Below are 14,243 nucleotides of genomic sequence, written 5' to 3' on the forward strand. Positions count from 1 at the left end.
ATTATATTATTTTGTATTTAAGATCAATCCAATCCCCATTTGTTTGCCATTGTAAAAAGGGGAAATCATTCCAGAATTTTCGCTATTTCTCTTTTGGAAAAGTTTATTGACATAGGGAAATGTCCAGTAGGCAATTTTTGTCGAAAGGATTCCAATACCAGCTCCCATAGTTACATCAGTTAACCAGTGACGGTTGTTATACATACGGAATGCTCCTGTGCCCGCTGCCACCACATATCCCGAAATACCATACCAGATTGAAACATCCTTGTACTCCTGCCATAAAAATTCAGCACCTGCAAAGGCAGTAGCAGTATGTCCAGAGGGAAATGAATTGTCAGACGAGCCATCGGGGCGTTTTATATTAGAAACACTCTTTAATGGTAAAACAATAGAAGTCATTAATAGGTAAGAAGTTGCTAATATTATAGAACGATCTCTCAGGTTATTTTTACCTTTGATGCCCAAATTATTCAGTGCGTAAACTGAGAAGGCAGGTGCATACTGAGAGAAATCATCGATAGTGATTTTTTTATCAATATCCTCAACAACCTCTTCTCTAATTCCAGAATTAATAGTTTTAATAGCATCACTTTCGATACCAATTACACCATAAGCCATTAAGGAAACTGGCAGAATTAATTGTTTGTAGTTAAAAGTTATATTCTTTTCTTTTTTAAATACGATACTATCTTTAATTAATATCTGTTGCGCATGAGCATAATAGCTAAATGTGTATAGCATATAAGCGGTATAGAACAATTGTTTTTTCATATAGATGCTATTTATATTTAAAATTAGAAGACTAAATAATTATAAGATAAGTGCTAGAAGTCAGTTGGTTAGGTGTTTTTTGACTATTAACCAGTACAAATGTAAAAGTGAATTCTGTATTAAATTAGGATTTTTCATGATGACAGAAAATTTTTGGGTGCATTACTATACACATCCGCTACGGCAGACTAGCTTCAATCCCTAACATAAGCCAAGAAGAAATTTTTTAGCATAAAAAAAATCGACAAGCTGTTGCAAGTCGATTTTTTTGTTTTTTATAAAATAGGAGCAGGAATACTTTGATTAGCTAGTAGTAATGAACTTTATTCTTGTGATAATAGTAATACTGAGCTTTTTCTAAAACGGAAGTGTCCTATTATATTATTGTAATGGAACTTTGAACTATTTCTATTATTTCGATACTTTAAGAATAAGAATAATTTGATCTATCTCTGATTATTTTGATTCGAAATAAGAATTTTTTACAATTTTTGCAACTACAATCCCAAATATGATGTGTCCCATCAAACTTCCCATGGCTAAAAGTATTTTAGAACCTTCCATAGCTGGCATAGGCATCATAGTCCCCATTAACTTCATCATAACCTGAGCAGCAATAAAAGCTATAATTCCAAAAATCGCACCCTTTAAGTACAAACTAGTTACACTAATTTTTGAAGCGACAAAAAAGGTATAAAGTATCGCGAATACAATTCCGATCATGAAATGCATCATCCATCCCACAAATAGCGGCATCCCTAACATACCTGAAACCATCTCTGGTGGTGACATTTTAGGAATTCCCATCATTGGTGCTATCATCATTACAACAGTCATAATTGCTGTACCTACAATTCCTGCTAAAACTGATTTTTGGATCTTGTTATTCATAATTTTAAATTTTATTTAAATAAATTATAGTTGATCATTATTGACTAACTATACCTTAATACCCAAAAAGTAAAAAAATCACCCAAAGAATCAGAAAAATTTTAATTTTATTTTTTTTCGTCTGCTTCTTTCATTTTCCTAATTTGTTCAACACACTTGTATTTTTGATTTTGAACATTATGTTTAGTTGAGTAACCGTACTCTTTTTGAATTTCTTCAACAGCTTTTTCTTTAAAAAACATATCGTGGATCAGTCCTTGACAATGTTTTGTGATTTTATGTAGGTAGGATTGGAGTTTGTCAACATACGTTTTTTCGTTTTCTATGGCAAGATTTATTTCTTCATAAAATTTGTTATCATGTACATCTGTAAATTCAGTTTCTCGACTGGCATTTCTTAAACTTTTTAACCATAGGTTTTTAGAAATAGCCAAAATGTAAGTTTTAATAGAAGCTGTTAATAAGAAGTCATCTTCACGTAACTTTGCTAAAAGAACCATCATAGTATCTTGAAAAATATCTTGAGCATCTTCTGTTCGACCACTATTGTTTACTACAAAATGGTTTACCATGCCAAAATATTCTTTATATAGTTGACCGTAAGCGTTACTATTTTCGCCTTTCAAGTCGTTAATTATATCTGCTGTCATTTTAGTTACCTTAAATGTTTGTTTTTATGGAGAGCGAATTTATAAAGGGATTTACTGAACTTCTATTTGACTATAATCAAAGTGTGGTGGGTTTTATTTGTGTTTAAAATACAAAGAAATAGCCGAACCCAAAAGAATTTTACCCTCTTAAATATCACTTTTTTAAGATTACGTAATTTTTTGATCTCGTAAACGTTTTTATAGACGTATAAAAAAAACGACCAAGAATCAAATCTTAGTCGTTTCTATATTTAACTTACAAAAAATGATTAGCCTAAAAAAGCTTTTAATTCATCGTAAGTTTTGATTTTGGTACTTACTTTTTTCTCGTGCATTACTGCTTCAATTTGAGCAGGAATAGGAAGTGTAATATTTAGTGCAGGTTCAACTACATCTAGAAATTTAATAGGATGAGCGGTTTCTAAGAAAATTCCAATTGTATTTTCATGCGACTCCAATTCTTTCTTTAATCCCAAATATCCTACCGCACCATGTGGCTCTGCTACATAACCATTAAGACCATAAATGTGCTTCATGGCAACGGTTGTTTCAGCATCGGTAAAACTATAAGAAGAGAAATCTTTTTTGAACTGCTCTAAATCGTTATTATACATTTCTTGAATACGAATAAAATTACTCGGATTACCTACGTCCATCGCATTTGAAATTGTTGCAATCGAAGCTTTTGGTTCGTACAGTCCATTTACTAAAAATCTTGGAACGGCATCATTTACATTTGTTGAAGCTACAAAATGATGTATCGGTAGCCCCATTTTTTTGGCAATAATACCAGCACAAATATTTCCAAAATTTCCACTAGGGCAAGAAAAGATTAGTTTTTTGTTATGATGTTTCAATGCTTTATAGGCAAAGAAAAAATAGAACATTTGAGGTAACCAGCGTGCAATATTGATCGAATTTGCCGATGTTAATCCTTTATGATTTAAACTTTCGTCTAAGAATGCTTTTTTAACCATATCTTGACAGTCATCAAACATACCATCTATTTCTAGCGCTATAATGTTTTGACCTAATGTTGTCAATTGTTTTTCCTGAATGTCACTTACTTTTCCAGAAGGGTAAAGAATAATTACTTCAACACCTTTAACTCCCAAGAAGCCACTAGCAACAGCACCACCTGTATCACCAGAGGTAGCAACAAGTACAGTATTTTTACTGTCTTTTTTATCACGATTAAAATAACCCAAACAGCGAGACATAAATCTTGCACCAACATCTTTAAAAGCCATCGTTGGACCATGAAATAATTCCAATGAGTAAATTCCTTTTTCAACAGGAACTACCGGAAAATCAAAACACAAAGTCTCGGTAATAATTTCTTTTAATTTCTCTTTTGGGATTTCGTCTCCAACAAATTGCTCGATCGCCGCGAAGGCAATTTCTTCATTACTTAAATTTTCAATATTTTCAAAAAAGCCTTTTGGCAACGGTTTAATACTTTCAGGAAAGTACAAACCTTTGTCAGAAGCCAATCCTTTTATTACTGCTTCTTCAAAAGAAACATTAGGTGCGTTATGATTTAAACTGTAGTATTTCATTTTAATTCTAGGATTAGTAAAAGTAAGATTTAGTTATTTTTAGCAAAAATCTAAACCGTAATTCCTTATTTTCTATTATTTTTAAATAACTCTCATTCCTTCATCATTTACTTTACATACATGAATTTCGTAAGGTAAATTAATACTGTCATAAACAGCACACATAGCTTTCGCTACTTTATCGGCAGTTTCTTTTCCTTTGCTAAGTGCAAATATAGACGGTCCAGAACCAGAGATTCCAGAACCCAATGCACCTTGTTCATAGGCTGCTTGTTTGATTAAATCAAAGCCCGGAATTAAAACAGAACGCAGCGGTTCAATTATTTCATCATGCAGAGATCGTCCGATTAATTCATAATCTTGAGTGTATAAACCAGCAATTAAACCACCAACATTTCCCCACTGAGTGATGGCACTTTTTAAAGAAACTGTTTGTTTCAATACCGAGCGAGCATCTGATGTTTTTAATTCAATTTGAGGGTGAATTACTGTAGCATATAATAGTGACGGACTTTCAATTTTAATAATATCCAAAGGATTTGAACTTCTTACCAAGGTGAAACCGCCCAAAAGGGCAGGAGCAACGTTATCTGCGTGAGCATTACCAGACGCCAGTTTTTCTCCTTGCATAGCAAATTTGACCAATTCCTTTCTTGTAAAAGGTTGGCCTAATAATTCATTGGCACCATATACAGCACCGGCAGAACTTGCGGCGCTGCTACCTATTCCGCTTCCCGCTTTTATATTTTTGTATATTTCAATTTCAAAACCAAAGTCAACTTCTACTTCTTCCAACATCGCTAATAAAGCAACTCCTGCTACATTGTTTTCAGTTTCAAGAGGTAAATCAGCACCTTCGATTTTGGTAATACGTACACCTTTCTCTGTTGATTTTCGAATAATCATTTCGTCCCCAACATTATCTAGGCATAAACCTAAGACATCAAATCCACAAGAGAGATTCGCGATTGTCGCAGGACAAAAAACTTTTATTTCATTCATATATTTTTGTTTCAGGTTTAAAGTGAAGAATTTTAGGCTACTGAATAACTTAAAATTTTACACTAAAAAAACTTTAAATCAGATTCTTAAATATTTCCGATTCTAATTACATCTGCGAATATTCCCGATGCAGTTACTGCAGCACCAGCACCAGCACCTTTTATCAATAATGGTTGATCAACATAGCGATCAGTGTAAAATAGTACAATATTGTCTTTCCCTTCTAAATTGTAAAAGGGATGATCTTTTGGGATAAACTGTAAACCAACACTAGCTTTACCGTTCTCAAATTGAGCTACGTATTTCAAACGAGATTCTTTGCTCAAAGCTTCTTTATAAATGGAGTCAAAATGAGCAGCATGTTCGATCAAAGAAGCAAAGAAAGCTTCGTTTGAAGTCGTTTCCAAACAAGCAGCAGGCATAAAGGATTCATTTGCAATCTCCTCAATATCCATCTTGTTTCCGCTTTCGCGAATTAAAATTAATATCTTTCTAGCAACGTCGACTCCGCTTAAGTCAATAGTTGGATCAGGTTCTGTAAAACCTTGTACTCCAGCTTCTTTTACCACATCATGGAAAGAGTTTTTATCGTCAAAATTGTTGAAGATAAAATTCAAACTTCCAGATAATACCGCTTGAATTTTATTCACTTTATCACCAGAAGCAATTAAGTTTTTTACGGTATCTATGATTGGTAATCCGGCACCAACATTCGTTTCAAATAAGAAAGGAGCATTGTATTGACGAGAAAGATTTTTTAATTTGATATAGTTGCTGTACTCAGAAGCACAAGCTATTTTATTACAAGTAACAACACCAACACTTTGTTTCAAAAATCTTTCATATAATCTTGAAACACCTTCGTTGGCAGTAATATCTACAAAAATACTGTTACGTAAATTCAGTTCTTTTACTTTCGAAACAAAAAGATCTTGATCGGCAGTTTCTCCTTTATCATTTAAAGCATCCTTCCACTTTTTCAAGTCGATTCCGTCTTCGTCAAAATGCATTTTCTTAGAATTCGAAACAGCAATTACGCGAAGATTTATTTTTAAGTTTTCTTTTAAGAATTTTTTCTGTTGTGCAATTTGCGAAATGAAGATTTCACCCACATTACCAACTCCCATTACAAACAAGTTCAATTGTTTGGTATTGTCTTCAAAGAAACGTTCATGCAAAGTGTTCAATGCTTTTTTTACATCTCTCTCATTAATTACTACCGAAATATTTCTTTCGGAAGCACCTTGAGCAATAGCACGAATATTTACATTGTTTTTCCCTAAAGTGCTGAACATTTTACCGCTCAATCCTTGATGATTTTTCATGCTTTCGCCCACTAGAGCAATAATGCATAGATTTTTTTCGACAATACAAGGATCAACTCTATTTTGAGCAATTTCGATTTCGAATGCTTTATTGATTTCTATTTCAGCCAATTCTGCATCTTCGTTCATGATACCTATACAAATAGAGTGTTCTGATGATGCTTGAGTGATGAAAATTACGTTTATCTGCGCATGTGACAGCACTTCAAATAACCTTTTTGATGAACCAGAAACTCCAATCATCCCCGGGCCTTCAAGTGTAATCAAAGTGATGCCTCCAATATGACTTATTCCTTTTACAGGATTAACACTTGGTAAAGGATTATTCGAAATGAAAGTTCCTTCTTCTTCTGGAGAGAAAGTATTTTTTATATAAATGGGAATGTTTTGACGTAGTACGGGTTGAATTGTTGGCGGATATAAAACCTTGGCACCAAAGTGCGACAACTCCATCGCTTCTTGATACGAAATTGTAGCAATAGGACGTGCTTGCTTTACAATTTTGGGATTGGCAGTAAACATTCCGTTGACATCTGTCCAAATTTCTAGATCATCTGCATGCACTGCTGCCGCAACAATCGCTGCTGTAAAATCAGAACCTCCACGACCCAAAGTTGTACTGATACCTTCTGTAGATGATGAGATAAACCCAGGCATAACTACGACCTGATTCTCATTCGATTCAAAGAAGTTTTTGATTAATAAATTGGTAACGTCAAAATTCACATTGGCTCTACCGAAATTATTGTTCGTTTTTATAAGTTCACGACTGTCTTTATAACTGCTGTTTGGTGAAGTTTGTTTTAAAGCCTCTGCGATAATGTAAGAAGAAAGTAATTCTCCAAAACTTAAAATGGTGTCTAAAGTACGAGTTGAAAGCTCTCCTAATAAGTAACAACCATCCAACAAAGTTTCAAGATGATTGATGATTCTTTTAATATGACTTAATAGACCGCTTTGTTGACTTACAGGAATAAGATTTTTTAAAGTGTCTAAGTGTTTTTTTTCTATTTCAGCTATGATGTTTTTATAATTATCATCATTTGCTGCTGCTGTAGTTGCTGCTAGATGCAGTAAATCAGTGATTTTACTAAGTGCAGATACAACGACAACTAATTTATCTTGGGTGGCTTTGTTGGCAACGATATCTAAAACTAATTTAATATTTTGTGCATCGGCAACGGAAGTTCCGCCAAATTTTAATACTTTCATTCTGTTTGTTTTATTGAAAAAAAAGAGTACAATTTTTTATACATCCAAGACTTTCCTTTAAATAAGGAAAATGCAAATATAAGATTATATGTGAAAAGTTTACCCCAACGGGGTGGTAGTTGTTGTAAAAGTAACAGAAATCACAACTTCAGTAGAAGTTGTTAATTGAGTAGTATATGTATTTCTGTTGTTTTTCATAAGTGACGCTCAAAAGTACGTATTTTTTACAAAAAAGCAAAAGCCTTGTTCTTAAATTTAATTTTATTTAGCTAATTCATATGTAAATCAATTAATTAGCGCTTTAGGATTTATTATTATAGATAGGGAATAGTAAAAAAAAATAATTTAAATTTGCCCACAACATTAAAATAGATAAAAATGTCATTAAATAGTATTTTCCAGTTTTTAGTTCCAAAAGACAAAAAGTTTTTTCCTCTTTTTGAAGAAGCATCTAGCAATTTAATAGAATTGGCTGCTGACTTACATGAAGCAGTTAATTTACCGTTGAAGGAAAGAGAAGCACTTTTTCAAAAAATTGATGTTTTGGAACAAAAAGGTGAAGATATCACGCGTCAAACAAATTTGGAGTTAAGTAGAAATTTTATCACTCCTTTTGATAGAGAAGATATTCATTCCCTAATAACTTCTATTGACAATGTTGCCGATAGATTACATGGTGCTGCAAGTATTATGCGTTTGTACCAAGTAGATAAAATTACAAAGTCTATTCGAAAATTGACTGAAATTAATTTAGAAGCTTGTCAAAATATTGATGCTGCTGTAAAAGAATTAAGAAATTTAAAAAATATCAGAAGCATTACAGAAGCTTGTGCTCGAATTAGTAAGTTAGAAAACAAATCTGATAATGTTTACAATAAAGCCGTTTTCGAAATTTTTGAAAATGAAACTGATGCTAAAAATATTATAAAATATAAGGAGGTATTATCTATTCTGGAAACAGCAACAGATAAATGTAAGAGCGTTGCTAGTGTTCTAGAGACGATTGCTGTGAAGCACTCTTAAGAATTTCGAAAATTTTTTAATCTTTTAATTAAAATTATGTTTACTCTACTAATAGTTATTATAGTATTGGCCTTGATTTTTGATTACATCAATGGTTTTCACGATGCTGCAAATGCCATTGCTACTGTAGTTGCTACCAAGGTTCTTTCGCCAACTCAAGCTGTTATTTGGGCAGCCTTCTTTAACTTTCTAGCGTATTGGGTATTTGGTTTAGGTGTTGCAAATACCGTTGCTAAGACGGCAGACTCCAGCCAAATCAACTTGACCGTTATTCTTGCAGGAGTTGTCGCGGCAATCATTTGGAATTTAATCACATGGTGGCAAGGAATTCCTTCAAGTTCCTCACATACTTTAATTGGAGGTTTTGCAGGTGCTGCTATAGCACATGCTATCGCAACCCACGGATTCTCTGATTACACAATTATTGAAGATGGAGTGGAGCATACCAAACACTGGTATAATATTGTAAGTTGGTACAAAGCAGGTAAAGATGGAGGTATGCCCTCTGGAGTTGTTATCATTATCGCATTTATTGTACTTGCACCCTTATTAGGAGCACTTATGTCTTATTTGATTTCGATTTGGTTACTTAATGCTTCCAAGAAAACAATTATGCCCAAAGTCTTTACAGTAATTTTAATGCTTGCATCAATTGTTTTTGTATATACTCAGATGATTCCCATTGAAGAGATTTCAGAACCTCGTTTTGAATCTTCGGTTTTTTGGAGTGTGGTATTTGAATCACACAACATTAAATGGTTTTTGGTTGCTTTCATCATACTTTCTATTTCTACATTTGCGCTGGTTTTTAGTAGTTTAAATTTGCATAAAGCAGATGCGGTGTTGAGAAAAATGCAGTTACTATCCTCTGCAGCCTTCAGTTTAGGTCACGGTGGTAACGACTCACAAAAAGTAATGGGTATCATTGCTGCAGCTGTAGCAGTATACATCAGTAAGAGCGGTGTTGATATAAATACACTTCCAGATTGGTTACAAGTAGTACTTCCAGATGACGAAAAAGGTATTAGAGGCGTTATGCCAGAGTGGATTCCATTGGCATGTTATACCGCGATTGCAATTGGTACATTAAGTGGAGGTTGGAAAATCGTAAAAACAATGGGTTCTAAAATCACGAAAGTAACTTCATTTGAAGGTGTTGCAGCCGAAACTGCAGGAGCTTTAACATTATATTTTACAGAGCATTTTAAAGTACCGGTTAGTACAACTCATACAATCACTGGTTCTATTATTGGTGTTGGATTAACAAAACGCGTTTCTGCAGTACGATGGGGAGTTACCGTAAGTTTATTATGGGCTTGGGTTTTAACGATTCCTGTATCAGGATTATTAGCTGCCTTGTGTTATTATATTTTAAATATGTTTATATAATCTATAAATACTATTAATTAAATCAAAACCATCCTATAGTTCACTGTAAGGATGGTTTTTTTTTTAGCGAAGGATTAAAGTTTTTTGAATATATTTCTATTCAACTTAGTGTGAAGTTATAGATCATAGTCAAAAAAAAAAGGAGAACCAATAGAAATTATTGGTTCTCCTTTTTATATAAAATGAGATATATTATTTTGATTTGATAAAGTTTTTTTCAATCGCTTTAATCATTTCTCCTGCTATATCTTTATTGGTTGCGCCTTCAATACCTTCTAGTCCTGGTGATGAATTTACTTCAAGCAATAAAGGCCCTTTTGCAGATCGAATAATATCGACTCCAGCAACTTTTAGATCCATTGCTTTGGCAGCCTTTATAGCAATACGTTTTTCCTCTGTTGTTGCTTTTATGACAGATGCAGTTCCCCCTAGGTGAATGTTTGCTCTAAACTCGCCAGGCATAGCTTCTCTTTGAATGGTAGCTACAACTTTACCATCAATAACAAATAGTCGTAAATCTTTACCGTTTGCTTCTTTAATGAATTCTTGAACAAGTATGTTTGCGTTTAAACTTTTAAAAGCATTAATAACACTTTCTGCTGCTTTCTTGGTCTCTGCTAATACTACTCCTTTACCTTGAGTACCCTCTAATAATTTAACAATTAAGGGCGGTCCTCCAACCATTTTTATAAGATCATTGGTGTCTAACGGTGAATTGGCAAATCCAGTAGTTGGAATACCTATACCGCTATGAAGCAATAGTTGTAACGAGTACAATTTATCTCTTGATTGGGTTATTGCCATAGAAGAATTCAAACAATAAACATTTAGGGCTTCAAACTGACGTGTTAAAGTACAACCGTAAAAAGTCGCGCTAGGGCGTATTCTGGGGATAATGGCATCAAATTTATTAAGTATGATTCCACCACGATAATGAATTTCTGGTTTCTCTGCATCTAGTTTCATATAACACTCTTTGATATTCAAAAAGTGCATTTCATGACCGCGCATTTCTCCAGCTTCCATGATTCTTTTATTGCTATATAATTCTGGGTTACTAGCTAGTACACCAATGCGAAGACCAGTTGTTGCTTTTTCAGAATTTTTATATAGTTCTTTTAAATTTTCTGCTGTCGGCTGACCTAAAAGATACTGCTGCTCCGGATCAACCAATACTCGTCCGCTCATTGCTTCGCGACCAAGTAACATTCGATAGCCCATAGAATCACGATTGGTCAATGTCATTTCGATATTCCATTTATCGTCTCCGATTTCTAAAGTAGTCTGAATAACGTAGCGCTGCTCCCTAAACCCACTAGAACTCTTTACAATTCTCTTGTCGATTAGCGGCGCCTCACAATGTATTACTGTTTTTTGGTTATTTTGAATTGGATTTATATCAAACTTAACCCAGTTGGCTTCGTTTTTTATAAAAGGAGCAATGTTGACTGCATGTAAAGCAGACGTTTTGGCACCTGAATCTACCCTTGCCTTTATCGTAGGTATTCCTAATTCTGGGAATGAGCACCATTCTTCGCTACCGAGTATGACTTTGTTGTGGGACATATTATATTATTTGTATGAGAAAGAGTTTGTAGAGGGTAAAAGTAGTTATTGTTTCTCAATTTTAAACTTATATTGATTTAAAATAACAAACCCGTTATGTTAATAAAACGTAACGGGTTTGTGATTTATTTTAATAATAAAAAAATATTATTTTGTTGCTTCATCTGCTTTGTGAATCGACACTGTTAATTCCTGTGCTCCATCTTCGATATCCATAAAAATATCGTCTCCAGAATTTATTTTTGAAGTAATAATCTCTTCAGCAAGACTGTCTTCAACATATTTCTGAATCGCTCTTTTTAGTGGTCTAGCACCAAATTGCTTGTCAAAACCTTTATCTGCAATAAAGCTTTTCGCCTTGTCTGATAATTTTAGGCTGTATCCTAACTCTGCAATTCTATCGTACAGTTTTTTCAATTCGATTTCGATAATCAAATTGATATCCTCTTTTTCAAGAGCATTAAAGACGATAACGTCATCAATTCTATTCAAGAATTCTGGTGCAAATGTTTTCTTTAAAGCATTTTCGATAATGCTTTTCGAATTATCATCTGCTTGCGCTACTTTGGCAGCAGTTCCAAAACCTACTCCTTGACCAAAATCTTTCAATTGTCGGGCTCCAACATTTGAAGTCATGATTATGATTGTATTTTTAAAGTCAATTTTTCGACCCAAACTATCTGTTAGGAATCCATCATCAAGTACTTGCAAAAGCATATTGAATACATCTGGATGCGCTTTTTCGATTTCATCTAATAAAACGACAGCATAAGGTTTTCTTCTAACTTTTTCAGTTAATTGACCACCTTCTTCATAACCAACGTATCCCGGAGGTGCTCCAACTAATCTAGAGATGGCAAATTTCTCCATGTATTCACTCATGTCAATACGAACTAAAGCATCCTCAGAATCAAATAATTCTTTGGCAAGTACTTTGGCTAATTGTGTTTTACCTACACCAGTCTGCCCTAAGAAAATAAAGGAACCAATTGGTCTATTTGGATCTTTTAATCCAGCTCGGTTTCTTTGGATTGAACGTGCAATTTTGGTCACAGCTTCATTTTGACCTATCACTTTACTTTCAATTAATTCAGGTAATTTCGCTAATTTATTACTTTCAGTTTGTGCTATACGATTAACAGGTATTCCTGTCATCATAGAAACTACATCGGCAACATTATCTTCTGTTACTTCAATTCGATTGTTTTTTGCATCCTCTTCCCATTGCTCTTGAGCAATAGCTAAGTCTTTTTCTAATTTCTTCTCGTCATCACGAAGTTTTGCTGCTTCCTCATATTTCTGCTTCTTAACAACAACGTTTTTTAGTTCTCGAATATCTTCTAATTTGCGCTCCAAGTCAAGGATTTGCTTCGGTACTTCAATATTTGTGATGTGTACTCTTGAACCAGCTTCATCCAAAGCATCGATAGCTTTGTCTGGTAAAAATCGTTCTGACATATAACGGTTTGTCAATTTAACACAAGCTTCAATTGCTTCTTGTGAATAAATAACGTTATGGTGGTCTTCATATTTATTTTTGATGTTATTCAGAATTGTTATCGTTTCTTCCACAGATGTTGGTTCTACAATAATCTTTTGGAAACGTCTTTCTAAAGCGCCATCTTTCTCAATATACTGTCTGTACTCGTCAAGTGTAGTTGCACCAATACATTGGATTTCTCCTCTTGCCAAAGCGGGCTTAAACATATTAGATGCATCAAGTGATCCTGTTGCTCCACCTGCACCAACAATAGTATGAATTTCATCAATAAAAAGAATGATATCATCATTTTTTTCTAATTCATTCATTACTGCTTTCATTCTTTCTTCAAATTGTCCACGGTATTTCGTACCCGCTACTAAGCTTGCAAGATCAAGTGTAACTACTCGTTTGTTGAATAAAATGCGAGATACTTTCTTTTGAATGATACGAAGTGCAAGACCTTCTGCAATAGCAGATTTCCCCACACCAGGTTCACCAATTAAAAGTGGATTATTTTTCTTGCGTCGACTCAAAATCTGGCTTACACGCTCAATTTCTTTTTCTCGTCCAACTACGGGGTCTAATTTTCCCTCTTCTGCCATTTCTGTCAAATCACGACCAAAATTGTCTAATACTGGAGTTTTAGATTTTTTGTTTGATTTGTTTGTAGGGTTATTAAAGTTTCCTTCTTTTAGACTGTCATCTTGTCCTAAATCGTCGTTATATGAATCATTCGCTCTAGGTAAATTTTCTAAAAATTCTTCTTCGTTTGGTGTCATATTTAAATATTGTTCTTTAGCTACGTCATAATCTATTTTTAGTTTATTCAGGAGCTTGGTTGTAGGATCGTTCTCGTTTCGTAGGATACAAAGCAACAGATGAGCAGTGCTAATTGAAGTACTCTGAAAAACCTTAGCCTCTAGGAAAGTAGTTTTTAACGCTCTTTCTGCTTGACGTGTCAAGTGCAGGTTTTTCTTCTCAATGTTTGTCTCTGTGCTTTGGGTTGCAGGGCTTAAAATTTCAACCTTTTTCCGTAGATGTTCTAAATCAACAGACAGGTTGTTTAATATTTTTATAGCTTTTCCGTTACCGTCCCTAAGGATACCTAACATCAAATGTTCGGTTCCTATAAAGTCATGACCTAATCGCAAAGCTTCTTCTTTGCTGTAGGTAATAACGTCTTTTACTCTAGGTGAAAAATTATCATCCATAATATATATTTGGTATCAGTAAATTTAGTGATTTAGTATTTTAAAACCAAAAATCATTCCTTTATCTAGTGTTGTCAGCTAATTGACAAAAAAAATAACTAAAATCACTTAAACGCCTGTTAAATTAGTAAACAAATCTCCTTGACTGTTGTTAATAA

10 protein-coding genes are annotated in these 14,243 nt (G+C 33.8%); 2 read left to right on the top strand and 8 right to left on the bottom strand.

The window, feature by feature from the left end; genetic code table 11:
- Nucleotides 1-6: 6 nt before the first annotated feature.
- The 6 genes from LXH21_RS07805 to thrA form a co-directional block, all read right to left on the bottom strand.
- Nucleotides 7-774, bottom strand: a complete 768-nt coding sequence (locus LXH21_RS07805) for a phosphatase PAP2 family protein (protein WP_239864291.1) — start codon at nucleotides 772-774, stop codon at nucleotides 7-9.
- Nucleotides 775-1,230: 456 nt separating this feature from the next.
- Nucleotides 1,231-1,665, bottom strand: a complete 435-nt coding sequence (locus LXH21_RS07810; RefSeq protein WP_239864297.1) for a DUF1440 domain-containing protein — start codon at nucleotides 1,663-1,665, stop codon at nucleotides 1,231-1,233.
- A 107-nt stretch (nucleotides 1,666-1,772) separates the two neighbouring features.
- Entirely contained in the window at nucleotides 1,773-2,315 is a 543-nt protein-coding gene (locus LXH21_RS07815; RefSeq protein ID WP_239864299.1) for an RNA polymerase sigma factor, read from the bottom strand.
- A gap of 269 nt (nucleotides 2,316-2,584) precedes the next feature.
- Entirely contained in the window at nucleotides 2,585-3,874 is a 1,290-nt protein-coding gene (gene thrC, locus LXH21_RS07820; protein ID WP_239864301.1) for a threonine synthase, read from the bottom strand.
- 81 nt (nucleotides 3,875-3,955) lie between these two features.
- Nucleotides 3,956-4,876: a homoserine kinase gene (locus LXH21_RS07825; protein ID WP_239864303.1), complete on the bottom strand. Its 921-nt coding sequence runs from the start codon at nucleotides 4,874-4,876 to the stop codon at nucleotides 3,956-3,958.
- A gap of 86 nt (nucleotides 4,877-4,962) precedes the next feature.
- Nucleotides 4,963-7,413: a bifunctional aspartate kinase/homoserine dehydrogenase I gene (gene thrA, locus LXH21_RS07830; protein WP_239864305.1), complete on the bottom strand. Its 2,451-nt coding sequence runs from the start codon at nucleotides 7,411-7,413 to the stop codon at nucleotides 4,963-4,965.
- A gap of 378 nt (nucleotides 7,414-7,791) precedes the next feature.
- Here thrA and LXH21_RS07835 point away from each other — a divergent pair, with 378 nt between their 5' ends.
- On the top strand, nucleotides 7,792-8,436 hold the full coding sequence (locus tag LXH21_RS07835) for a DUF47 domain-containing protein (protein WP_239864307.1): 645 nt from the start codon (nucleotides 7,792-7,794) through the stop codon (nucleotides 8,434-8,436).
- 36 nt (nucleotides 8,437-8,472) lie between these two features.
- Nucleotides 8,473-9,825 (top strand): inorganic phosphate transporter, encoded by a 1,353-nt coding sequence (locus LXH21_RS07840; RefSeq protein ID WP_239864309.1) that lies wholly within the window; start codon nucleotides 8,473-8,475, stop codon nucleotides 9,823-9,825.
- Between the two features lie 192 nt (nucleotides 9,826-10,017).
- Here the strand turns inward: LXH21_RS07840 and rimK are convergent, their stop codons facing one another.
- The gene (gene rimK / locus LXH21_RS07845) at nucleotides 10,018-11,391 is read right to left on the bottom strand and encodes a 30S ribosomal protein S6--L-glutamate ligase (protein WP_239864311.1); all 1,374 of its coding nucleotides are present in this window, start codon (nucleotides 11,389-11,391) and stop codon (nucleotides 10,018-10,020) included.
- A 147-nt stretch (nucleotides 11,392-11,538) separates the two neighbouring features.
- Nucleotides 11,539-14,085: an ATP-dependent Clp protease ATP-binding subunit gene (locus LXH21_RS07850; RefSeq protein WP_239864313.1), complete on the bottom strand. Its 2,547-nt coding sequence runs from the start codon at nucleotides 14,083-14,085 to the stop codon at nucleotides 11,539-11,541.
- Nucleotides 14,086-14,243 lie beyond the last annotated feature (158 nt).

This window comes from Flavobacterium algicola, assembly GCF_022399565.1.
GTDB classification, from domain to species: domain Bacteria; phylum Bacteroidota; class Bacteroidia; order Flavobacteriales; family Flavobacteriaceae; genus Flavobacterium; species Flavobacterium algicola.